The organism is Cryobacterium sp. TMT2-15-1, assembly GCF_004402345.1.
GTDB lineage: Bacteria > Actinomycetota > Actinomycetes > Actinomycetales > Microbacteriaceae > Cryobacterium > Cryobacterium sandaracinum.
Genome location: NZ_SOGD01000007.1, coordinates 14,811 through 38,855, shown reverse-complemented (window position 1 = coordinate 38,855; position 24,045 = coordinate 14,811). Strand labels below are relative to the sequence as shown.

General features: G+C 65.6%; 20 protein-coding genes and 1 tRNA gene. 19 read left to right on the top strand and 2 right to left on the bottom strand.

The features are described 5' to 3' along the window. The first annotated feature begins 193 nt into the window (after positions 1–193). From E3O62_RS01160 to E3O62_RS01150, 3 genes are all read left to right on the top strand, one after another. The gene (locus tag E3O62_RS01160) at positions 194–688 is read left to right on the top strand and encodes a hypothetical protein (RefSeq protein WP_134397277.1); all 495 of its coding nucleotides are present in this window, start codon (positions 194–196) and stop codon (positions 686–688) included. 122 nt (positions 689–810) lie between these two features. Continuing rightward, on the top strand, positions 811–1,731 hold the full coding sequence (locus tag E3O62_RS01155) for a DUF6545 domain-containing protein (RefSeq protein ID WP_134397276.1): 921 nt from the start codon (positions 811–813) through the stop codon (positions 1,729–1,731). Further along, on the top strand, positions 1,728–2,207 hold the full coding sequence (locus tag E3O62_RS01150; RefSeq protein WP_241973244.1) for a hypothetical protein: 480 nt from the start codon (positions 1,728–1,730) through the stop codon (positions 2,205–2,207). Before E3O62_RS01155 ends, E3O62_RS01150 begins: the two co-directional genes overlap by 4 nt. 93 nt (positions 2,208–2,300) lie before the next feature. On the opposite strand, the gene E3O62_RS01145 is transcribed toward E3O62_RS01150, so the two are convergent. Beyond that, positions 2,301–2,386 (bottom strand) — tRNA-Leu (locus E3O62_RS01145). Positions 2,387–2,424: 38 nt separating this feature from the next. Between E3O62_RS01145 and E3O62_RS01140 the strand changes: the two genes are divergently transcribed. Next, entirely contained in the window at positions 2,425–3,030 is a 606-nt protein-coding gene (locus E3O62_RS01140; RefSeq protein WP_104100541.1) for an ANTAR domain-containing response regulator, read from the top strand. Positions 3,031–3,093: 63 nt separating this feature from the next. On the opposite strand, the gene E3O62_RS01135 is transcribed toward E3O62_RS01140, so the two are convergent. Next, entirely contained in the window at positions 3,094–3,525 is a 432-nt protein-coding gene (locus E3O62_RS01135) for a hotdog fold thioesterase (RefSeq protein ID WP_134396095.1), read from the bottom strand. 56 nt (positions 3,526–3,581) lie between these two features. On the opposite strand from E3O62_RS01135, the gene polA reads away from it, so the two are divergent. The 15 genes from polA to E3O62_RS01060 all read left to right on the top strand — a co-directional run bounded on the left by polA (position 3,582) and on the right by E3O62_RS01060 (position 24,042). Then, positions 3,582–6,260, top strand: a complete 2,679-nt coding sequence (polA, locus tag E3O62_RS01130; RefSeq protein ID WP_134397275.1) for a DNA polymerase I — start codon at positions 3,582–3,584, stop codon at positions 6,258–6,260. A 75-nt stretch (positions 6,261–6,335) separates the two neighbouring features. After that, a complete protein-coding gene (locus E3O62_RS01125) occupies positions 6,336–8,012 on the top strand; it encodes a DUF885 domain-containing protein (protein WP_134397274.1) in 1,677 nt (558 codons plus the stop codon). Positions 8,013–8,192: 180 nt separating this feature from the next. Continuing rightward, positions 8,193–9,650, top strand: coding sequence for a 30S ribosomal protein S1 (gene rpsA / locus E3O62_RS01120; RefSeq protein ID WP_134396092.1), 1,458 nt, complete (start codon positions 8,193–8,195; stop codon positions 9,648–9,650). Positions 9,651–9,748: 98 nt separating this feature from the next. Then, a complete protein-coding gene (gene coaE / locus E3O62_RS01115; protein ID WP_134396091.1) occupies positions 9,749–10,378 on the top strand; it encodes a dephospho-CoA kinase in 630 nt (209 codons plus the stop codon). 10 nt (positions 10,379–10,388) lie between these two features. Then, on the top strand, positions 10,389–12,452 hold the full coding sequence (uvrB, locus tag E3O62_RS01110; RefSeq protein WP_134397273.1) for an excinuclease ABC subunit UvrB: 2,064 nt from the start codon (positions 10,389–10,391) through the stop codon (positions 12,450–12,452). 99 nt (positions 12,453–12,551) lie between these two features. Beyond that, the gene (gene uvrA / locus E3O62_RS01105; RefSeq protein ID WP_241973243.1) at positions 12,552–15,419 is read left to right on the top strand and encodes an excinuclease ABC subunit UvrA; all 2,868 of its coding nucleotides are present in this window, start codon (positions 12,552–12,554) and stop codon (positions 15,417–15,419) included. A 17-nt stretch (positions 15,420–15,436) separates the two neighbouring features. Further along, positions 15,437–17,305 (top strand): excinuclease ABC subunit UvrC, encoded by a 1,869-nt coding sequence (gene uvrC / locus E3O62_RS01100; protein ID WP_134396088.1) that lies wholly within the window; start codon positions 15,437–15,439, stop codon positions 17,303–17,305. 62 nt (positions 17,306–17,367) lie between these two features. Next, the gene (gene rapZ, locus E3O62_RS01095) at positions 17,368–18,243 is read left to right on the top strand and encodes an RNase adapter RapZ (protein WP_134397272.1); all 876 of its coding nucleotides are present in this window, start codon (positions 17,368–17,370) and stop codon (positions 18,241–18,243) included. A gap of 98 nt (positions 18,244–18,341) precedes the next feature. Further along, entirely contained in the window at positions 18,342–19,322 is a 981-nt protein-coding gene (whiA, locus tag E3O62_RS01090; RefSeq protein ID WP_134396160.1) for a DNA-binding protein WhiA, read from the top strand. A gap of 125 nt (positions 19,323–19,447) precedes the next feature. Continuing rightward, entirely contained in the window at positions 19,448–20,074 is a 627-nt protein-coding gene (locus E3O62_RS01085; protein WP_134397271.1) for a superoxide dismutase, read from the top strand. A gap of 84 nt (positions 20,075–20,158) precedes the next feature. After that, positions 20,159–21,163, top strand: a complete 1,005-nt coding sequence (gene gap, locus E3O62_RS01080; protein ID WP_134396085.1) for a type I glyceraldehyde-3-phosphate dehydrogenase — start codon at positions 20,159–20,161, stop codon at positions 21,161–21,163. Positions 21,164–21,174: 11 nt separating this feature from the next. After that, the gene (gene pgk / locus E3O62_RS01075) at positions 21,175–22,389 is read left to right on the top strand and encodes a phosphoglycerate kinase (RefSeq protein ID WP_134397270.1); all 1,215 of its coding nucleotides are present in this window, start codon (positions 21,175–21,177) and stop codon (positions 22,387–22,389) included. Continuing rightward, on the top strand, positions 22,380–23,180 hold the full coding sequence (gene tpiA, locus E3O62_RS01070) for a triose-phosphate isomerase (RefSeq protein WP_134397269.1): 801 nt from the start codon (positions 22,380–22,382) through the stop codon (positions 23,178–23,180). Before pgk ends, tpiA begins: the two co-directional genes overlap by 10 nt. A 162-nt stretch (positions 23,181–23,342) precedes the next feature. Then, on the top strand, positions 23,343–23,594 hold the full coding sequence (gene secG, locus E3O62_RS01065) for a preprotein translocase subunit SecG (protein ID WP_104170978.1): 252 nt from the start codon (positions 23,343–23,345) through the stop codon (positions 23,592–23,594). 79 nt (positions 23,595–23,673) lie between these two features. Continuing rightward, complete coding sequence (locus tag E3O62_RS01060) at positions 23,674–24,042, top strand: RNA polymerase-binding protein RbpA (protein ID WP_134396082.1); 369 nt, start codon at positions 23,674–23,676, stop codon at positions 24,040–24,042. Positions 24,043–24,045: the final 3 nt, after the last annotated feature.

Here is a 24,045-nt window from a genome sequence, read left to right as displayed (position 1 = left end):
TTCAGTGTCGCCCATGAGGCTGCGCGCGTGAACACTCCGAGCCGGAGCACGACTGGACGGTCCGTGGCGTGCGCGGGTCCCCCGACCCGGTAGCGTGGACATGTCCAACCATATTTCAGGCTAGCACCTGTTGGACATGTCTAATGTCACGGTCCGGCACCTCGGGGCAGCGGCGCACAGGGGGGAGCGGGACGTGAACTACGGAGCACGCACGGAGCGGGCGCGCGAACTGGTGGCCACCCTCAACCTCCCGCGTCCGCTGACCTCCGCGACGCTGCACCGGTACATGGAAGGTCTGCGCGGCAAGGCGATCCTGATTCGTACGGCGAGTCCGCGGCTCGTGGAATTCGGAGTCTGCGGGCTGTGGATCGAGGTCGCCGGAGAGAATTTCGAGCGCATCCACCATGCACCGACGACCTCCGCCGTGCACCGCCAGCAGTTCATCAACCATGAGTTTGGCCACATGATCCTGCGGCATGAGAAGCAGCTGATTCCGGCCGAGCGGGTCGCGTTGCTCGCACCCCTGATCCCGCTCGACTCGATCGCGTACGCGCTGTCCCGCAGCAACTTCACCGACGAGCAGGAAGCCCTCGCCGAGGCGATCGGCGACCGGCTGGCCCTGATCATGCTCGGAGACAGCGCCGACACGGCCAACGGCCCCCGAACCGGTTTCGGCCGGGTGCTGTAGTGCAGATCATCCTGCTATCGGTGTCGGCGTTGATCTGGATCGCCACAATATTGTGCGTGCCGTCAGTCCTTCGCGGTCGTCGTCGCCGTCTCTTCTGGGTTCTCGTTGCGTTCGGGACGACAATGAGCCTGCAGCCTTACGTCGTGTACAACGCCGTCGACGGACTGCTGGGTGGGGACAACGTCGCCTACTTCAGCTTTCATGCAACGGCGATCGTTACCATTGGTCTCCTGGACGGCATCGTGCAGGAGGCCGTGTCCGTGGGCGGTCTCACGCGGCGTAGGAATCAGGTGACCGCACTCGTCACGGGCGCAATTGTCACCGCCCAAGCTGTCCTATTCTTCGGCGGCGACTGGCGTTTTCGAGACCAGATCCACGAGGCTTTTCCGAATCGTTGGGATTTCGCCGCCTACTCGTCAACCACGTGGATTGCGATGGCCCTCTTCTCCGTGTCGGTCGGTGCGGCATGCGTGTCCGATCTGCGCCATCAGCATCGGTTGATCACTCGGGCGTCTCTCGCTCTCGTTGTGCTCGGTTGCCTCGGGGCGCTGGTCTACACGATCGTCAGCTTCGCGAGCGTGACCGCAGCCCTTCTCAGTCCGGACTTCTCCTTCGACGGGTGGCCCTACACCGCTTACCACATCGCCCTCGCCACCGCTCCCGTCTGCCTCGGCCTGGGTTTGGGTCTGACTGCCATGGAAGCGGGTATCCAGGCCCTGGCGAAGACCAGCCGCGACCGGGTGCTGCTGTGGCGGATCACTCCGTTGTGGGAGCGCCTGCTGGCCGGGTCTCCGGAGCTCAGCATCGAGCGCGACCTCTCGCGCGCCGGGCTACTCCTCGTGCGGGCTCCCGGCGCTCACCTGTACCGGCGTTACGTCGAGGTGCGGGATAGCCTGTTCCTCGACCCAGACCAGAGCCTGACGGTATCCGAACGGGTACTGATCGACGCCACCGAGGACCACGTGCGGGCCATCCCCGCCGCAGCTTCGATCGTCACCACCCTTGCCCGCCCCGTGACACCCCGACAGGACCACACATCGTGATTGACCCGCGAGCAGCCGACGACAGGCGCAGCATCCCCGGCGAACCGATCAGTCCGCAGCGGGAACTGGCACGCAAGCTCAATCTCCTGCTTGACGTGGTCGTCGCCGAGGGCAACACGCCGCATACTTACAAGCAGATCGCCGCTGGACTGCAGGCGCGGGGCCTGTCGCTGTCCCGAGCACGGTGGGCCTACATGATCACCGGGGACGGACCTCTCGTGACAGATGTCGACCTGCTCACGGGCATCGGCGAGTTCTTCCGTATCCCGTCGGAGTACCTGCTGGGCTCTGACGGCGACCTACCGGACCGCGTCGACTCCCAGCTCGCGTTCGTGAAAAGCCTGCGCGCTCAGCGCGTGGTGAACTTCGCGGCACGCACGCTCGGGGATGTGTCCCCGGAGACGCTGCGGTCGATCACCGCGCTCCTTGAAGAGGACATGCAGCGCGGCGAAGCCGCGCGACCCGCTGAGGGCTGACGGACTGACGGGCTGGCCGACGCGCCGACGGGCGCTGACGCCCCGGCAGAGCCGAAGCGGCCCGTCGCGGCGGGAATTTCTGCCTGGGGGTGTTGGTACCGGTGGTGGGACTCGAACCCACACGTCCTTGCGAACAAAGCATTTTGAGTGCTCCGCGTCTGCCATTCCGCCACACCGGCTCACAACACCTGCATCAGAATACCGTAGGCTTTCCCCCGTGACCGACCAAGACTCCACCCCAGTACCTCCTCGCCGCGTTGTCGTTGCCGAGGATGAGTCCCTCATCCGCCTCGACATCGTCGAAATCCTTCGTGACGCCGGATTCGAGGTGGTCGGTGAAGCCGGCGACGGAGAAACCGCTGTCGCCCTGGCCACCGAGCTGCGGCCCGACCTGGTCATCATGGACGTGAAGATGCCACACCTCGACGGAATTTCCGCGGCCGAGCGCATCACCAAGGCGCACATCGCCCCCGTCGTTCTGCTGACCGCGTTCAGCCAGAAAGAACTCGTCGAGCGCGCCACGGAAGCCGGCGCGCTGGCCTACGTGGTCAAGCCGTTCACCCCGAACGACCTGCTGCCCGCGATCGAGATCGCCCTCTCGCGCTACAGCCAGATCATCACCCTCGAAGCCGAGGTGGCCGACCTCGTCGAGCGCTTCGAGACCCGCAAACTCGTCGACCGCGCCAAGGGCCTGCTCAACGAGAAGATGGGCCTCACCGAGCCGGAGGCGTTCCGTTGGATCCAGAAAGCGTCCATGGACCGCCGGCTCACCATGCACGACGTCGCCCAGGCGATCATCGAGCAACTCAGCGCCAAAAAATAACCGTCGGCGGCCGGGCAGATCACCCTTCGGGGTTGATGCCCGGCCGTTTTTCGCGCTGGGGTCTTACGCCTCGGGCCGGTTCGGCAGTTCCTTGATCAGATTGGTGATCCGGATCGTCGAGCAGCGACGACCCTGATCATCCGTGACCGCGATCTCGTGCGTCGTGAGCGTACGACCCAGGTGCACCGGCGTGCAGACGCCCGTGACGAAGCCCGACGTCGCCGACCGGGTATGCGTGGCATTGATCTCGATCCCCACCGCCAGGCGGCCGGGACCGGCATGCAGATTGGCGGCCATCGAGCCCAGCGACTCGCCGAGGACCACGTAGGCCCCGCCGTGCAGGAGCATCGCGGGCTGCGTGTTGCCCTCGACCGGCATCCGAGCTACGGCCCGCTCAATCGTGAACTCCACGAACTCGATGCCCATCTTTTCGGCCAGGGAGCCGGCTCCGCGCTGCTGGACCCACTCGAGGGCATCCGTGGTCTGCTGGATCATAGTCACCTTCGGTCGCTGCACCTGCCCGCGCCGGATGACGCTTGTAGGCTGTCTCTGTGTCAGATTCCGAAAAGCCTACCCTGATGATCATCGACGGCCATTCCCTCGCCTACCGGGCGTTCCACGCCCTCCCCGTGGACAGTTTCCAGACCCACGACGGGCAGCACACCAACGCCATCCACGGGTTCCTGTCCATGCTGCTCAGTCTGCTGCGCAACGAGAAGCCCACGCACATCGCCGTGGCGTTCGACATCTCGCGGTTCTCCTTTCGCACTCGCGAATACGCCGACTACAAGGGCACGCGGGCCAGCACGCCGAGCGAATTCATCGGGCAGGTGCCGTTGCTGCAGGAGGCCCTGGCCGCGATGAACATCACGACGCTGACCAAGGAAGACTTCGAGGCCGACGACATCCTCGCCACCCTGTCCGTGCGCGGCAACCAGGAAGGCTTCCATGTCCTGGTGGTCTCGGGGGACCGGGACACGATCCAACTCGTCAACGAAAACGTCACCCTGCTCTACCCAGCCAGCCAGGGCGTCTCGGCGCTCACCCGCTACGACCCGGCCCGGGTGCGCGAGAAATACGGCATCGAGCCGGCACAATACCCGGATGTCGCGGCCCTGGTCGGCGAGACCAGCGACAACCTGATCGGGATCTCCAAGGTGGGGGAGAAGACCGCCGTGAAGTGGCTCGGCCTCTACGGCAGCCTCGCCGGCATCCTGGATCACGCCGAGGAGATCAAGGGCGTCGTCGGCAACAACCTGCGCGAGCAGAAAGAGAACGCGATCCGCAATCGGCGGCTCAACCACCTCGTCACCGACCTCGACCTCCCGGTGGAGCTCCCCGACCTCGTGCGGTGCCCCATCGACGAACCGGCCGTGCGCGCCGTGTTCGGCCGGCTCGAGTTCCGCACCCTGCTTGACCGCGTGATCAAGCTTGAGGGCGCCGGCGCGACCGAAGGCGTCGCCGTGGTCGTGCCGGAGGAAGTGCTGGTCGCCGCGCCTCAGGCCCCCGCCGCCCAGGACCTGCTCGACGAGGAGCTGGCCGCGTGGATCGCCCGGGCCGCGGTCGCCTCCCCGCAGGGCCTCGCTCTCTCCGTAGAAGTACACGAGGGCAAGGCCATTGGCTTCGGAGTGTCCGGGCCGACCGAGTCGGTCAACCTGCCCTGGCAGCCCGGACGCGCGGACTACCTCGCATTCGAGGCCTGGCTGGCCAGCGACTCGCCCAAGATCATGCACGACGCCAAGAGCCAGATCAAGGCGCTCCGCCGCAGCAACCTGGACTTTTCGGGGCTGGTGTTCGACAGCCTGATCGCGGGCTGGCTACTGCGCCCCGGGGTACCGGACAAAACCCTCGCCACCCTCGTCTTGCGATACCTGGGCGAAACCCTGCCGCTGACCGACCCCAACCAGCTGATCCCGGCCGAGAACGAGGCCGGGGGCGTGCCGGTGGAGTCCTGGTACACGTTCCGGGTGGCCGCGGCCATCGACGCACTGCTCGACGACGGGTCCCGCGAAGTGCTCACCACCATCGAGATGCCCACCCTGCTGGCCCTCTCCGACATGGAACTGGCCGGCGTGGCCGTCTCCCATGACCAGTTGTCGGCACTGTCCGGCCAGCTGGGCGAGCGCGCCGCCGGGTTGGCCGCCGGCGCCTACGCCGAGATCGGCCGCGAGGTGAACCTCGGTTCACCCAAGCAGTTGCAGGAGGTACTGTTCGATCAACTCGGCATGCCTAAGACCCGGGCGAACAAGACCGGGTTCTCCACGGATGCCGGGGCTCTGGCTGACCTGCAGACCAGCAACCCACATCCGTTCCTTGACATGCTGTTGCAGCACCGCGACGCCACCAAGCTGCGCCAGATCGTGGAGACCCTGGACAAGGCCATCGACGAGACGGGCCGCATCCACACCACGTACGTGCAGATCGGCACGGCCACCGGTCGGATCTCCTCCACCGACCCCAACCTGCAGAACATCCCGGTGCGCACCGAAGAGGGCCGCCGCATCCGGGCCGCATTCCACGCGGCCAACGGGGCCGAATGCCTACTCACCGCCGACTACTCGCAGATCGAGATGCGCATCATGGCGCACCTGTCCGGCGACGCGGGACTGATCGAGGCCTTCAACGCCGGCGAGGACCTGCACCGGTTCGTCGGCGCCAGCGTGTTCGGCGTGGCGCCGGAAGACGTCACGAACGAGATGCGCTCCAAGGTCAAGGCCATGTCCTACGGCCTGGCCTACGGGCTGAGCGCCTTCGGGCTGTCCCGGCAGCTGCGCATCGAGACGAAGGAGGCCAAGCAGCTCATCACAGACTACTTCGCCCGGTTCGGCGCGGTGCGGGACTACCTGCGCAATGTCGTCGAGCAGGCCAAAATGGATGGCTACACGGCCACCATATTCGGCCGCCGCCGCCCGTTCCCCGAGCTGCACAGCGCCAACCGGGTCGTGCGCGAGAACGCGGAGCGCGCGGCCCTCAACGCACCGATCCAGGGGTCGGCCGCCGACATCATGAAGATCGCGATGAACGGGATCGCCGTGGACCTGGTCGACGGCAATTTGGAGTCGCGCATGCTGCTTCAGGTACACGACGAACTGATCTTTGAGGTCGCCCCGGCGGAGTGGGATGCGCTCCGCCAGATCGTGACGCACCGGATGGAGACCGCAGCGGACCTGTTGGTGCCGCTTGACGTGCAGGTCGGCCGCGGCGACAACTGGGATGCCGCCGCCCACTAGGCAGCGACTGCCAGCCGCCCGAATGCGAGGTCCGGCGCTCCGCCCACGGTCGAGCGCGTGTTCTAGGCTCGGGTCATGACATCCGACAAGCAGCGCACCCCCACGGCGATCGACCGGATCGCCGAGGACTGGGTGGACACCCTCGTCGACATCGACCCGACCGTGGGCACGTACATCGGCCGCACCGAGGTTGACGGCCGCTTCGGCGACTACTCCCCGGACGGCCTGGACCGCAGGGTCGACGCGGCCCGATCCTTCATCACCCGCCTCGACGCGGCCACGGCCGTCGACGACGTCGACGTCGTCACCCGCACCGACCTGCGCAGCTCGCTCGCCCTCGACGTCGAGAGCGCCGAAGCCGGACTGCCGCTGCGCGACCTGAACGTGATCGCGTCGCCGGCCCAGGGCATCCGGGAGGTCTTCGACCTGATGCCCACCGCCACCGTCGGCGACTGGGACACCGTTTCCGCCCGCCTGCGCGCCCTGCCCGGGGCCATCGACGGCTACATCCAGACCCTGCGTCTCGGCATCGAGCACGGCAGTATGCCTGCCCGGCGTCAGGTGCAGGAAGTCATCCTGCAGGCGCGGCGCCACGCGGCGAAGGACGGCTTCTTCGCCGAGTTCGCCGCCAACGCCGGCCATGGCACGGGATCCCTCCCGGCCTCGCTGGCCAAGGATCTCGACATCCGGGCGCGCGCCGCGGCCGCGGCCTACGGAACGCTGGCGGATTTCCTCGGCACCGAGCTCGAGGGCAGGGCCCCCACCCGCGACGCCATCGGTCGCGACCTCTACCTCCTGCAGTCCCGCCGTTTCCTCGGCGCGACCATCGACCTCGACGAAACCTATGAGTGGGGCGTGGAGGAGCTGGCTCGGATGGTCGCCGAGCAGGAGAGCATCGCCGACCTGATCAAGCCGGGCGCGAGCGTGCCCGAGGCCATTGCGTTCCTCGACACCGAACCCAGCCGCAAGCTGCACGGAACCGACGCCTTGCAGAAATGGATGCAGGAGACCAGCGACCGAGCCGTCGCCGAGCTTTCCGAGACCCAGTTCGACATCCCCGACGAGATCAAACGCCTCGAGTGCCTGATCGCCCCCACCCAGGAAGGCGGCATCTACTACACCGGGCCTACGGACGATTTCTCCCGCCCGGGCCGGATGTGGTGGTCGGTGCCGGCCGGGATCACCGAATTCGACACCTGGCGCGAATTGACCACCGTCTACCACGAGGGCGTGCCCGGCCACCATCTGCAGATCGGCCAGGCCGTCTACAACCGGGCCAAGCTGAACACCTGGCGCCGCCAGCTGGCCGGCACCTCGGGTCACGCCGAGGGCTGGGCGCTCTACGCGGAACGTCTGATGGAGCAGCTGGGCTACCTCGACGACCCGGCCGACCGTCTCGGAATGCTGGACGGGCAGCGGATGCGCGCCGCCCGCGTCGTCCTCGACATCGGCGTGCACCTCGAGAAGCAGCTGCCCGACGGTTCGGGCCCCTGGACCGCCGACTACGCCCTGGAGTTCCTGGGTCGGAACGTGAACATGAACGCGAGCTTCGTCAAGTTCGAGGTGAACCGGTACCTCGGCTGGCCGGGGCAGGCCCCGTCCTACAAGGTCGGCCAGCGCATTTGGGAGCAGCTGCGGGACAGGTACAGGGAGCGCGAGGGCGACGCCTTCTCGATCAAGGAGTTTCACCGCAAGGCCCTCGATCTCGGCGGGGTCGGCCTGGACACCCTCCAGGCGGCGATGCTCGGCTAACGTTCGGGGTCGATCGGGGTAGTTTCGGTGGGGGGACGGGCAAGTTGCCGGCCTCTCCCGCAAACAGCTAAGCTTAGCTGTCACGTTTGTGACGAACTGTCCACCGCCATACATGGTGCACGAGAACGAGTTTTTTCCCGTGTGTGGCCCGAACTATGTCCATCCTGGAGCAACTACTACATGACAAACGCAACGACCGAACGGGCACCCAAGCAGGTCGCCATCAACGACATTGGATCTGCTGAAGACTTTCTTGCCGCGGTCGAAAAGACTCTGAAATTCTTCAACGACGGAGATCTCATCGAGGGCACCGTGGTGAAGATCGACCGCGACGAGGTTCTCCTCGACGTGGGTTACAAGACCGAGGGCGTCATTCCCTCCCGCGAACTTTCCATCAAGCACGACGTCGACCCCTCTGAGGTCGTCAAGGTCGGCGACCTGGTTGAGGCCCTCGTTCTTCAGAAGGAAGACAAAGAAGGCCGTCTCATCCTGTCCAAGAAGCGCGCTCAGTATGAGCGTGCATGGGGCGACGTTGAGAAGATCAAGGAGTCGGATGGCGTTGTCACCGGTTCGGTCATCGAGGTTGTCAAGGGTGGCCTCATCGTGGACATCGGACTCCGCGGGTTCCTCCCGGCCTCGCTCATCGAGTTGCGACGTGTTCGCGACCTGACCCCGTACCTGGGCCAGGAGATCGAGGCCAAGATCCTCGAACTCGACAAGAACCGCAACAACGTCGTGCTGTCCCGTCGTGCGCTGCTCGAGCAGACCCAGTCCGAGAGCCGCACCACGTTCCTCAACAACCTTCAGAAGGGACAGGTCCGCAAGGGCGTTGTCTCGTCGATCGTCAACTTCGGTGCGTTCGTCGACCTGGGTGGCGTTGACGGTCTGGTTCACGTCTCCGAGCTCAGCTGGAAGCACATCGAACACGCCAGCGAGGTCGTCGAGGTTGGCCAGGAAGTCACCGTCGAGATCCTCGAGGTCGACCTCGAGCGCGAGCGCGTGTCGCTTTCCCTCAAGGCCACGCAGGAAGACCCGTGGCAGGTCTTTGCTCGCACCCACGCCATCGGCCAGGTTGCACCGGGTAAGGTCACCAAGCTCGTTCCGTTCGGCGCGTTCGTTCGCGTTGCCGAGGGCATCGAGGGACTCGTTCACATCTCCGAGCTCTCCGGCAAGCACGTCGAGCTCGCCGAGCAGGTCGTGTCGGTCGGCGACGAGGTCTTCGTCAAGGTCATCGACATCGACCTCGAGCGTCGCCGCATCTCGCTGAGCCTCAAGCAGGCCAACGACGGTGTCGACCCCGAGGGCACCGAGTTCGACCCGGCGCTCTACGGAATGCTCACCGAGTACGACGACCAGGGCAACTACAAGTACCCCGAAGGCTTCGACCCGGAGACCAACGAGTGGCGCGAAGGCTTCGAAACCCAGCGCGAGAAGTGGGAGCAGGACTACGCTGCAGCCCAGGCTCGTTGGGAAGCCCACAAGAAGCAGGTTGCCTCCGCGAACGACGAGATCACCGCCGTCGGCGATGTCCCGTCCGCCGCAGGCAACACCTTCTCGAGCGAGACGGCCGGCGCCGGCACGCTCGCGGACGACGAGGCCCTCGCAGCACTGCGCGAGAAGCTCTCCAGCTCCAACTAGCAACGAGCTGACTGAAGGCCGCACCCTCCGGGGTGCGGCCTTTTTTCGCTTCGCCGGCGGATCCGGTTCGCCCATCGAGGGCCGTTAGCATGGCACGTGTGTACTTGATTGGACTGACCGGCGGGATCGCATCCGGAAAAAGCACCGTCGCGCGGCGGCTCGTGCAGCACGGGGCCGTGCACATCGACGCCGACCAACTCGCGCGGGTCGTGGTCGCGCCCGCCACCCCGGGGTTGGCCAAGATCGCGGATGCTTTCGGTGACGGGATGCTGCTGCCCGACGGCAGCCTGAACCGGATGGCGCTCGGCGCAGTCGTGTTCCGCGATCCGGAGGCATTGGACCGCCTCAACGCGATCGTGCACCCCGAGGTGCGTGCGCGCTCGAACGCACTGATCCGCGAGGCGGAAGATGCCGACCGCGACGCGATCGTCGTGTACGACGTGCCCCTGCTGGTGGAGGCCCGCGTCGACCATCCTTTCGACCTCGTGGTCGTCACCCAGGCCGACGAGCCGACCCGGGTGCGCCGCATGGTGGAGCTGCGGGCGATGGATGCCGGCGAAGCGGAGCGCCGGATCCGCGCCCAGGCGAGTGACGCCGACCGTCACAGGATCGCCGACGTCGTCATCGACACGGGCGGCACTCTTGAGCAGACCCTGGAGCAGGTCGACGTGCTGTGGGACCAGGTGCGGGGTCAAGGCCAGCAGCGCATTGTCAGAGGCGCTCCGTAGACTGACGAGCATGGAACCCACGCGCTCTGTAAATCCGTTCGAGGTGGTGAGCGAGTACACGCCGAGCGGCGACCAACCCACAGCGATCGCCGAGCTGACCGGCCGCATCAACGCCGGAGAGACCGATATCGTGCTGCTCGGCGCCACCGGTACGGGCAAATCGGCGACCACGGCCTGGCTGATCGAACAGGTGCAGCGGCCGACCCTGGTGCTCGCCCATAACAAGACCCTCGCCGCGCAGCTCGTGAACGAATTCCGTGAGCTGATGCCCAACAATGCCGTCGAGTACTTCGTGTCATATTACGACTACTACCAGCCCGAGGCCTATGTGCCCCAGACCGACACCTTCATCGAGAAGGACTCCTCGATCAACGCGGAGGTCGAGCGCCTACGGCACTCCACCACGAACTCCCTGCTCAGCCGGCGCGACGTCATCGTGGTCTCCACGGTCTCCTGCATTTACGGCCTCGGCACGCCAGAAGGCTACCTCGAGGCCATGGTCGCTCTACAGGTCGGTCAACAGGTCAACCGGGACTGGCTGATCCGGAAGTTCGTTGCCATGCAGTACCAGCGCAACGACATCGACTTCTCCCGCGGCCACTTTCGGGTGCGCGGCGACACCATCGAGATCATCCCGATGTACGAAGAACTCGCCATCCGCATCGAGATGTTCGGAGACGAGATCGAGGCGCTCTACAGCCTGCATCCGCTCACTGGCGACATTGTGAGGAAGCTCGACTCCGTCGCCGTCTTCCCCGGCTCGCACTACGTGGCCAGCACGGACGTGATGCAGCGCGCCATCGGCACCATTCAGGAGGAGCTCGCCGAACGGCTTGAGCAGCTGGAGCGCGAGGGCAAACTGCTCGAGGCCCAGCGCCTGCGCATGCGCACGCAGTTTGACCTGGAGATGATGGAGCAGATCGGTTTCTGCTCCGGCATCGAGAACTATTCCCGGCACATCGACCAGCGTCAACCGGGTGAGGCGCCGCATTGCCTGCTCGACTATTTTCCCGACGACTTCCTGATGGTCATCGACGAGTCCCACGTCACGGTGCCGCAGATCGGCGCCATGTATGAGGGCGATTCCTCGCGCAAGCGCACACTCGTCGACCACGGCTTCCGGCTCCCGAGCGCCCTCGACAACCGACCGCTCAAATTCGGAGAGTTCAAGGGGCGCGTCGGCCAGACCGTCTACCTCTCCGCCACCCCCGGCAAATACGAGTTGGGCATCGCCGACGGCATCGTTGAACAGATCATCCGTCCCACCGGGCTGATCGACCCGCAAATCATCGTCAAGCCCAGTAAGGGCCAGATCGACGACCTTCTCGAGGAGATCCACAAGCGCGTCGACCGCAACGAGCGCGTCCTGGTCACCACGCTCACCAAGAAGATGGCCGAGGAACTCACTGACTTCCTCACCGAGGCCGGCGTGCGGGTGCGCTACCTGCACTCGGATGTCGACACGCTGCGTCGCGTCGAACTCCTCACTGAGTTGCGGGCCGGCGTTTACGACGTACTCGTGGGCATCAACCTGCTCCGCGAGGGGCTTGACCTGCCCGAGGTGTCGCTCGTCGCCATCCTCGACGCCGACAAGGAGGGCTTTCTCCGTTCGGCGACCTCGCTGATCCAGACCATCGGCCGCGCGGCCCGCAACGTCTCCGGCGAGGTGCATATGTACGCCGACCGGCTCACGGCCTCGATGGAGCGCGCGATCGACGAGACCGACCGCCGCCGCGAGAAGCAGGTGGCCTACAACACCCTTCACGGCATCGATCCCACCCCGCTGCGCAAACGAATCGCTGACATCACCGAGGTTCTCGCCCGGGAAGAGGCGGACACCGCCGAGCTCCTGGCCGGCCGCGACACCCGCCGCAAGGGCGTCGCGGCGACTCCGCGCCGCCAGGGACTGGCCGCGAACGGCGCGAACGACCTCGAGTCGATCATCGCCGACCTCAACGGCCAGATGCTCGAGGCGGCAGGGGAGCTCAAGTTCGAGCTCGCGGCCCGGCTCCGCGACGAGGTGTCCGAGCTGAAGCGGGAGCTGCGCCAGATGGAGAAGGCCGGCCACATCTGATCGGATGATCGGACGCGGCTGGGTAAACTTCGAACATTTGTTCGCTTAGGGCGTGCTGATTCGCAGGCTTGAGCGCGTGGCGCTGCATAGAATCAGATGGTGTCAATTTCCAAGGTAGAGACCGGATCAAAACTCAACGTTCGTGGCGCCCGTGTGCACAACCTGCACAACGTGGACCTCGAGATCCCGCGCGATTCACTCGTCGTCTTCACGGGACTGTCCGGCTCGGGCAAATCGTCGCTCGCGTTCGACACCATCTTCGCGGAGGGCCAGCGGCGCTACGTAGAATCGCTGTCCGCGTACGCGAGGCAGTTTCTGGGCCAGGTCGACCGACCCGACGTCGACTTCATCGAGGGCCTGAGCCCTGCCGTCTCCATCGACCAGAGGTCGACCAACCGCAACCCGCGGTCGACCGTGGGCACCATCACCGAGGTCTACGACTACATGCGGCTGCTCTGGGCGCGCATCGGTGTGCCGCACTGCGCCGTCTGCGGCGAAGTCATCCAGGCACAGACCGTGCAGCAGATCGCCGACCAGCTGATGGGACTCGATGAGGGCGTCCGCTACCAAGTGCTCAGCCCGGTCGTATCCCAGAAAAAGGGCGAGTTCGTCGACCTGTTCAAGGAACTGGCAGCCGGCGGCTATTCCCGCGCCATCGTCGACGGCACCCCGATCCAGCTCAACGAGCCGCCCGTTCTGAAGAAGCAGCTCAAGCACGACATCTCCGTGGTCATCGACCGTCTGGTCGCCGGCCCCGACCTGCTGAGCCGGCTCACCGACTCCCTTGAGACGGCGCTCAAGCTGACCGACGGCATCGTGCAGATCAACTACGTCGACCGGGAGGGCGACGAGGCCTGGCAAAGCTACTCGGAGAAGCTCTCCTGTCCCAACAACCACCCCGTGCAGCTCACCGAGATCGAGCCGCGCACGTTCTCCTTCAACGCGCCCTTCGGCTCCTGCCCTGAGTGCTCCGGGCTCGGCACGCGCATGTCGGTCGACGCAGACCTGCTGCTCGGCGACCCCGAGCTCAGCATCGCGGACGGCGTCGTGCTGCCCTGGACCACGCAGGGCAAGGGACTATTCCAGTACTACGAGAAGCTCCTCGACGGGCTCGCCCGCGACCTGGACTTCTCCCTCGACACCCCGTGGGGCGAACTGCCCGCCGAGGTGCAGGACGCCGTTCTGCGCGGCGACAACTTCGAGGTCAAGGTGAAGTGGAAAAACCGCTACGGCCGGGAGATGAGCTACACCTCCGGTTTCGAGGGCGTCGTGCCCTACATTGAACGTCAGTACCTGCAGGCGGAGTCCGACACCCAGCGCGCCCGCTGGGGAGAATACCTGCGCGAAGTGGACTGCCCCGTCTGCTCCGGAACCCGGCTCAAGCCCGAGGTCCTCGCCGTGCTCGTGCACGGGGCCAGCATCGCGGATGTCTGCACCCTCAGTCTCACCGACGCCCGCGATTTCATGAACAAGCTCGAGCTGACCGACCGGGAGGCCGTCATCGCCGCGCAGGTGCTGCGAGAGATCAAGGCGCGCCTGGACTTCCTGATCCGCGTCGGCCTGAACTACCTCAACCTGGCCCGGGCCGCGGCGACCCTGTCCGGCGGCGAGGCGCAGCGCATCCGTCTGGCCACCCAGATCGGGTCCGGCCTGACCGGGGTACTGTATGTGCTCGACGAACCGAGCATCGGCCTGCACCAGCGCGACAACCGGCGACTGATCGAGACCCTGGTTACCCTGCGCGACCTCGGGAACACCCTGATCGTGGTCGAGCACGACGAAGACACCATCAAGACGGCCGACTGGGTCGTCGACATCGGCCCGGGCGCCGGCGTCAACGGCGGCCATGTCGTGCACTCCGGCTCCTACGCCGACCTGCTCACCAACACGGAGTCGCTGACCGGGGACTACCTCGCCGGCCGCAGGTCCATCCCGACCCCGGCCACTCGGCGCGAAATCGACCCGGCGCGCGAAATCTCGGTTATCGGCGCGGAGGCCAACAATCTCAAGAAGGTGTCGGTCAGTTTCCCGCTCGGCACGTTCACGGCCGTGACCGGCGTCAGCGGATCGGGCAAGTCGTCTCTCGTCAACGACATCCTGTACCGGGTACTGGCCAACCGGCTCAACGGCGCCCGCAAACTCCCCGGCCGGCACACCCGCGTCACCGGGCTCGAGCAGCTCGACAAGGTCATCCACGTCGACCAGGCCCCGATCGGGCGCACGCCGCGCTCCAACCCTGCCACCTACACCGGCGTCTTCGACAAGATCCGCACCCTTTTCTCCGAGACGATCGAGGCTAAGGCGCGCGGCTACCTGCCCGGTCGGTTCAGCTTCAACGTCAAGGGCGGCCGCTGCGAAGCCTGCTCCGGCGACGGCACGATCAAAATCGAGATGAACTTCCTGCCCGACGTCTACGTTGCCTGCGAGGTCTGCGGGGGAGCGCGCTACAACCGCGACACCCTGACCGTGCACTACAAGGGCAAAAGCATCGCCGAGGTGCTGGACATGCCGATCAGCGAGGCCGCCGATTTCTTCGAGGCGATCTCGTCCATCCACCGGTTCCTGAACACCCTCGTCGAGGTCGGCCTCGGCTACGTGCGCCTCGGCCAGAGCGCCACGACGCTGTCCGGCGGCGAGGCCCAGCGCGTCAAACTGGCCACCGAGCTGCAGCGCCGGTCCAATGGCCGCAGCGTGTACGTGCTCGACGAGCCCACGACCGGCCTGCACTTCGAAGACGTGCGCAAACTGCTGCTCGTGCTGAACAGCCTGGTCGACAAGGGCAACACCGTGATCGTGATCGAGCACAACCTCGACGTGATAAAGTCCGCCGACTGGGTGATCGACCTCGGTCCCGAGGGCGGTTCCGGCGGGGGCCGCGTGCTTGCCACCGGAACCCCGGAGCACGTCGCCACCGTGAAGAAGAGCCACACGGGCATGTTCCTGAAGGAGATCCTGGCGGCACACTGACCGCCTCAGGAACCATCATGTCCGATGCGCTGAGCTACCGTCCCAAGACGGGCGAGATCCCCACGAGTCCCGGGGTGTACCGATTTCGTGACGAGACCGGGCGGGTACTCTATGTCGGCAAGGCCAAGAACCTGCGGGCGCGGCTCGCGAACTACTTCGCCCCGCTGAGCAGCCTGCATGAGCGCACCCGGCGCATGGTCACCACGGCCAGTTCGGTTGAGTGGACGGTCGTCGGCACCGAGGTCGAGGCCCTTCAGCTGGAGTGGACCTGGATCAACGAGTTCGATCCGCCCTTCAACGTACGGTTCAAGGACGACAAGTCCTACCCGTACCTCGCGGTGACCCTCGCCGACGAGGCGCCGCGGGCTCTCGTCACCCGCACCACCGGCATCCGCGGCGCCCGGTACTTCGGACCGTACCCGAAGGTCTGGGCCGTGCACGAGACAATCGAGTTGATGCTCAAGGCCTTTCCCATCCGCACCTGCAACAACGCCAACTACAAACGTGCCATTCAGTCCGGCAAGCCCTGCTTCGGCGGGCAGATCGGGCGGTGCTTCGGCCCCTGCTCCGGCCTGGTCTCCATCGAGGAGCACCGGGTGATCGTGAATGAGTTCGTCAGCTTCATGGGCAGCCAGGATCGCAAGCTGATCAACCAGCTGACCGCGGAGATGAAGGATGCCGCGGTGGGCCAGAACTACGAGGTCGCCGCCAAACGGCGCGACCAGGTGCGGGCGCTGAACGCCGTTCTGGAGAAGAGCGCCGTCGTGCTTCGCGACAGCGTCGACATCGACCTGTTCGCCATCGACCAGGATGAACTCGCCGCGGCGGTGCAGCTGTTCATCGTGCGGGGCGGCCGCATCCGCGGTGTGCGCGGCTGGATGGTCGACAAGGAACTCGACCTCACGACGAGCGACCTGATCGACTCGATCATGCTGACGGCCTACGGCTCCGGAGCCGTGCCTCCGCGGGAGATCGTTGTGCCGGAGTTGCCCGACGACGCCGCGGCGCTGGAAACCTGGCTGGCCGGCGTCGGCAAACGCAAGGTCCGGCTTGTCGCTGCCCAGCGGGGCGAGAAGGCCGCCCTACTCGCCACGGCGACCCAGAACGCCAAGCATGCCTTGATGCTCTACAAGACCCGGCGGAGCTCCGACTTCGTCGCCCGGTCTAAGGCCCTCGAAGACATCCAGGAGGCGCTGGAGATGCCCTCCGCGCCGCTCAGGATGGAATGCTACGACGTCTCGCACCTGAGCGGCACCAACATCGTCGCCTCCATGGTGGTGTTCGAAGACGGGTTGCCGCGAACCGACGAGTACCGCCGGTTCAGCATCCCCGAGTCCACGGATGACACGGACTCCATCTACCGCACGCTTACCCGCCGCCTGGCCTACCTGATCCCCGACGAGGAAGCGGCGCCGGAGGGCGAGGCCGATGCCACGGTGAAGCGCAAGAAGTTCCGATACCAGCCGAACCTGCTCATCGTCGACGGCGGCCAGCCTCAGGTGGCCGCGGCGGCGCGGGCGCTGCGCGAATCCGGCGTCACCGGTATCCAGCTGTGCGGAATCGCGAAGCGGCTCGAGGAAATCTGGTTGCCGGACTCCGACTACCCGGTGATCCTGCCGCGCAACAGCGACGCCCTGTTCCTGATCCAGCGCATCCGCGACGAGGCACACCGGTTCGCGATCATGCACCAGCGCTCGAGAAGAAAGCGGGACATCACGTCGGTGCTGGGCGAGGTCCCCGGTCTCGGCCCGGCCAGAGTCAAGGTGCTCCTGCAGCATTTCGGCTCCGTCACCCGGCTCAAGGAGGCGCCGGCGGAGGCGATTGCCGACGTTCGCGGCATCGGTCCGGTGCTGGCCGAGGCGATTCATCGCCACTTGCGCGCCTGAACGGTCCGCCTGATCGGTAGGCTGGACACTTAGGTTCCACCCGATCGAAGGCGCAGTCCAGAATGACAACGGAGAACGACAGGCAGGAAATGCTTATCGTGACGGGGATGTCCGGCGCAGGCCGCTCCACCGTGGCCAACGCGCTGGAAGACCTGGGCTGGTACGTCGTCGACAACCTTCCGCCGCAGATGCTGCGCCCACTGGCCGAACTCGTCGGCCGGGCCGGCACCAGCCTGCCCAAGATCGCCTCCGTGGTCGATATCCGCGGCCGGGACTTCTTCACCGATTTCCAGGAAATCCTGCACTCGCTGCGGAAGACGTCCCAAGTGCGGGTCATTTTCCTCGAAGCCCGCGACGACGTGCTCGTGAGGCGGTTCGAATCCGTGCGACGACCGCATCCGCTGCAGGGCGACGGCACGATTCTTGACGGCATCGCGGCCGAGCGCGTCAAGCTCAGCGCCGTGCGCGAGTCCTGCGACCTCGTCATCGACACCTCCGATCTCAACATCCACCAGTTGGCCACGTCAATCTCGGACCGCTTCGCCGCCGAGGATGCCGCCGGGGTGCACGTCACGCTGATGAGTTTCGGCTTCAAATACGGCCTTCCCACCGACGTCGACATGGTCGCCGATGTGCGTTTCCTTCCCAACCCGTTCTGGGTTCCCGAGCTGCGCAGCCACAACGGCCAAGACTCCGAGGTGCGGGATTTTGTTCTCGCCCAGACCGGGGCGCGGGAGTTCATCTCGCACTACGCGGCGGCCCTGGAACCGGTCCTCGCGGGGTACCAGCGGGAGAACAAACGCCACGCGACCATCGCGGTCGGGTGCACGGGCGGCAAGCACCGCTCGGTCGCCATGGCCGCGGAAATAGCGGCCCTGGTCAAGGACTTCCCCGGTGTCGCGGTCAGCGTCAAGAATCGCGACCTCGGACGGGAATAACCCGGCCACGGGCGACTGCATCCAGCAGACGCCCACTCCGGCCAGAACGACTACAACTCGGCCCCACTTCAGGCCAGGACGACAGAATGGACAAGCGATTGGCACTCACCGCCGACGTCAAAGACGAGCTTGCTCGCGTCGAAATTTCAAAGACCACGGTGCGTGCAGCGGAACTGGCCACCATTCTCCGATTCTCCGGCGGACTGCACATGATTTCCGGCCGGATCGCCATCGAGTCGGAGCTCGACACCCCCCTCCTTGCCAGGAGGGTGCGCAAAGACCTCGCCGAGCTCTACGGTGTGCGCAGCGACGTGACCGTGATCCCCGCCGCCGGCCTGCGGCGCGCCAGCCACTACCTGGTGCGAGTGCTTGACGGCGGCGAGACCCTCGCGCGCCAGACCGGGCTGCTCGACGCGAGACGGCGCCCGATTCGCGGTCTGCCGAACCGGCTCACCACGGGCTCGAAGGAAGAGATCGCCGCCGTTTGGCGTGGAGCCTTCCTCGCCCACGGCTCTCTGACCGACCCGGGTCGTTCGGCGGCGCTGGAGGTCACCTGCCCCGGGAATGAATCTGCCATGGCCCTTGTGGGAGCCGCCGGACGCCTCGGAGTCGTCGCCAAGGCGCGTGAGGTTCGGGGCGTGCACCGTGTCGTCATCCGTGACGGCGACGCCATCGGCGCCATGCTCGTGCAGATGGGGGCGCAGGAGACCGTGCTCAACTGGGAGGCCCTCCGCCAGCGTCGCGAGGTGCGCGCGACTGCGAACCGACTGGTCAACTTCGACGACGCGAACCTGCGCCGCTCCGCTCAGGCCGCGGTGGCCGCGTGCGCGCGCGTGCAGCGCGCCATGGAAATCCTTGACGAGGAGATCCCGGAGCACCTCCGCTATGCGGGTGAGCTGCGCCTCGCCTTCCGCGACTCCAGCCTCGACGAGCTCGGTCACCACGCGGATCCGCCCATGACGAAGGATGCCGTCGCCGGCCGCATCCGTCGCCTGCTGGCCATGGCCGACAAGAAGGCCGCCGACCTGGGCATCCCGGGCACGGACTCGAACCTCCCGGCCGACCTCGATGACGTCTGATCTGCCCGGCGTTCAGCGTTCATCCACGTTCGTCACAGCCACAGCGCATCCTGAGTAGACTGGAATGGTTGCTCACGAACGGGTGGCGGAGCGTTTCGCGCCGACAACTACAGAGGAGATGCACCTTGGCTGAATACACACTTCCGGCTCTGGCCTACGACTACTCGGCCCTTGCGCCGAGTATCAGCGGCACCATCATGGAACTTCATCACGGCAAGCACCACCAGGCCTACGTCACCGGGGCCAACACCGCCCTGGCCCAGCTGGCCGAGGCTCGCGACAGCGGCAACCTCACCTACGTGAACAAGCTCGAGAAGGACCTCGCGTTCAACCTCGGCGGCCACGTCAACCACTCGATCTTCTGGACCAACCTGTCGCCCGATGGCGGAGACAAGCCTACCGGTGACCTGGCTAGCGCGATCGAGGACAACTTCGGTTCCTTCGACAAGTTCCAGGCCCACTTCGCGGCCGTGGCCCTTGGCGTACAGGGCTCCGGCTGGGCGGTGCTCGCCTGGGACTCGATCGGCCAGCGCCTGATCATTCAGCAGTTCTTCGACCAGCAGGCCAACTTTGCGGCCGGCACGATTCCGGTGCTGATGCTCGACGTCTGGGAGCACGCGTACTACCTCGACTACCGCAACGTCCGTGCGGACTATGTGAAGGCGTTCTGGAACATCGTCAACTGGGCCAACGTCCAGGAGCGCTTTACCATCGCACGCGAAAAGACCACCGGACTGCTGCTCCTCTCCTGAGAGGAGTCGGCCCCTACGGGGGCCCGCAGCCCGTCCGATTCACCCACCACAACGCGCTTCGGCGCACAAGAATAGGAGACATTCGTGTCTGTAAAGATTGGTATTAACGGATTTGGCCGCATTGGCCGTAATTATCTTCGCGCCGTCCTGGCCCAGGGCAGCGACATCGAGATCGTCGCCGTGAACGACCTCACCGAGGCGAAGACGCTGGCTCACCTTCTTAAATATGACTCCATCACCGGTCGCCTTCCCGCCACGGTCGAGGTCGATGGAGACACCATCCTCGTCAACGGCAAGCCGATTAAGGTCCTTGCCGAGCGCGACCCCGCCAACCTGCCCTGGGCAGCCCTGGGCGTCGACATCGTGATCGAATCCACCGGACGCTTCACCAAGGCCGAGGATGCGCGCAAGCACATCACCGCCGGTGCCAAGAAGGTCATCGTTTCCGCTCCGGCCTCCGGCGATGCGGCAACCATTGTCATGGGCGTCAATGAGGCGGACTACGACCCGGCCAAGTTCGACATCATCTCCAACGCGTCGTGCACCACGAACTGCCTCGCGCCCCTCGCGAAGGTGTTCAACGACAACTTCGGCATCAAGCACGGTCTGATGACCACGATCCACGCGTACACGGCCGACCAGAACCTGCAGGACGGCCCGCACTCTGACCTGCGTCGTGCCCGCGCGGCCGCTCTGAACATCATTCCGACCTCGACCGGTGCCGCCAAGGCCCTCGGCCTGGTTCTGCCCGAGCTCAAGGGCAAGCTGGACGGCTTCGCGCTGCGCGTTCCGGTTCCCACCGGCTCCATCACCGACCTCACCGTCGTTGCTGAGCGTCCCGTCACCGTCGAGGCCATCAAGGCCGCGTACAAGGCTGCCGCTGAGGGTCCCCTCAAGGGCATCCTCATGTACACGGAAGACGAGATCGTCTCCAGTGACATCGTCACCGACCCGCACTCCTCGATCTTCGACGCCGGCCTGCTTCGCGTCATCGGCGACCAGGTCAAACTGTCCGCATGGTACGACAACGAATGGGGCTACTCCAACCGCATGGTTGACCTCACCGCGCTCGTCGCCAAGAGCCTCTAACGGGGTCCGCAGTGACGCTGCGTACTATTGATTCACTGGGGCAGCTCGGCGGAAAGCGCGTCATCGTCCGTTGTGACCTGAATGTGCCGTTGCAAGACGGTCAGATCACCGACGATGGGCGCGTCCGGGCATCCTTGCCCACCATCAAGGCCCTCATCGAGCAAGGCGCGCGAGTTGTGATCGTGTCGCACCTCGGTCGCCCGAAGGGCGCACCGGAAACCAAATACAGCCTGGCTCCCGTTGCCGATCGTCTCGGCGAGCTCCTGGGCGCGGACGTGGCATTCGCCACGGACACGGTCGGCGCGTCGGCTCAGGCTGCCGTTGCCGCCCTCACTGACGGTGAGGTGGTTGTTCTCGAGAACCTCCGCTTCAACGCGGGGGAGACCGCCAAGGATGACGCCGAGCGCGGCGCCTTCGCCACGGAGCTCTCCGCTCTGGGCGATGTGCTCGTCTCGGACGGCTTTGGCGTCGTGCACCGCAAGCAGGCCAGTGTGTACGACCTCGCCGGGATCCTTCCCAGCGCGGCCGGCCTTCTGATCGCCGCTGAGCTCGAAGTCCTGGACCGCCTCACCGAGAAGCCCGAAGCGCCGTACGCGGTCGTTCTGGGTGGCTCGAAGGTGTCCGACAAGCTCGGCGTCATCGGGCACCTGCTGCCCCGCGTCAACTCGCTGCTCATCGGCGGCGGCATGGCGTACACGTTCCTCGCTGCTCAGGGACACACGGTGGGCGCAAGCCTGCTGGAGGTCGACCAGATTGAAACCGTTCGCGGTTACCTTCAGGAAGCGGAGCGCCTGGGCGTGCGGATCGTGCTGCCGACGGATATCGTTGTCGCCTCCAAATTCGGGGCAGACGCCGAGGTAGCGGTCACCCCGGCCGACGCGATCGAGAGCACCACGTTCGGCGCCTCCGGTCTCGGCCTGGACATCGGACCGGAAACCGGTGCGGCGTTCGCCGACATCATCCGGTCGTCGAAGACGGTCTTCTGGAACGGTCCGATGGGCGTGTTCGAGTTGGCGCCGTTCGCGGAGGGCACCCGTGCGGTGGCCGGCGCGCTGACCGAGGTCGACGGCCTGAGTGTCGTCGGTGGTGGAGATTCGGCCGCGGCCGTGCGCATTCTCGGTTTCACCGATGACCAGTTCGGTCACATTTCTACCGGCGGCGGCGCGAGCCTCGAGTTCCTCGAAGGTAAGCGCCTGCCAGGACTGGAGGTCCTCGGATGGCAGTAAACGAACACCCACGGCGCACTCCGCTGATTGCCGGCAACTGGAAGATGAACCTGGACCACCTCCAGGCCATCGCGTTCGTCCAGAAGCTCGCCTGGAATCTCAAGGATGCGAAGCATGATGTCGCAGCGGTCGAGGTCGCGGTGTTCCCACCGTTTACCGACCTCCGCTCCGTGCAGACGCTCGTCTCCGCTGACAAGCTCCCGATCGCCTTCGGCGGGCAGGACCTGTCGGCCCAGGATTCGGGCGCGTACACCGGTGAAATCTCCGGCTCGTTCCTCGCGCAGCTTGAGTGCAAGTATGTGTTGATCGGTCACTCCGAGCGCCGCACACTGCACGCCGAGACTGACGAGATCGTCGCGGCGAAGGTCACGGCAGCGCTCAAGCACAACCTGGTTCCGATCATCTGCGTCGGCGAGTCTGCCGCGGACCTGGAACTGCACGGCCCGAGCGCCGTACCGGTCGCCCAGCTGCGCGCGGCCCTGGCCGGCGTGACTAACGCGGCCGACTTCGTCGTCGCCTACGAGCCCGTCTGGGCGATCGGTTCCGGTAAGGCGGCAACGCCGGAGCAGGCCGAGCAGGTGGCGGCGCAACTGCGTCTCGTGCTCACGGAGACGCTGGGCCAGGATGTGGCCGACAAGACCCGCATCCTGTACGGCGGTTCCGTGAAGGGTTCGAATATCGCGGGCTTCATGCGCGAGCCGAACGTGGACGGCGCCCTGGTGGGCGGCGCCAGCCTGGATATCGACGAATTCTCGAGCATCGTCCGGTTCCAGCAGCACGTCGGTCTGTAACAAGACAACTGCACCACATCTGCTGTCTCAACTCGGCAGCAGGCCTCGATCCAGCCCACCGGCCCCCAACAGGGGGTCGGTGGGCTGGTTCGTGAGTCAGGCTATGATTATCACTGATCTTGATGGGTTTTTTTAGGCTCATCGCACTGTGAAAGGTTTCGCGTGGAGATTCTCCAGGTTGTGCTGCAGGTGTTGCTCGGAATTACGAGTCTCCTGTTGACCATGCTCATTTTGCTACACAAGGGGCGTGGTGGCGGTCTGTCCGACATGTTCGGCGGAGGTGTCACCTCCAACCTCGGTGCGTCCGGTGTGGCGGAACGCAACCTCAACCGCATCACCGTCATCCTGGGGTTGCTCTGGATTACCTGCATCGTAATCCTGGGACTCATCACCAAGTTCGACACGGGGCTTTAGCCTCCCGTTTCACAGTTTCGACGAGCTCTCGCTCAACCGGTCAATCGGCTACAACGCCCTTTTCAAGCGGAGGAACATAATGGCATCTGGTGGCAGCGCAATCAGAGGATCCCGGGTCGGTGCCGGCCCCATGGGCGAGCAGGACCGCGGTTTTCACGCGGACCGCATCAGGGTGTCCTACTGGGACGCCCTAGGCAACGAGACCGTGCGTTACTTCGCGGCGAACCTCCCCGATGAGGAGATCCCGGTGACCATCGACTGCCCCTCGTCGGGGCTCCCGGCCGGGCGCGACAAAGAGAACCCACCGTCGGTGGTCAAGCTCGAACCGTACAAGACGCACCTGGCTTATGTGAAGGAACGCCGCACCGAGGAAGAGGCAGAATCGCTTCTCGAAGAAGCGTTGCAGCAGTTGCGCGTGCGCCGGGGCAAGCTGTCCGCAACGAACTGACGT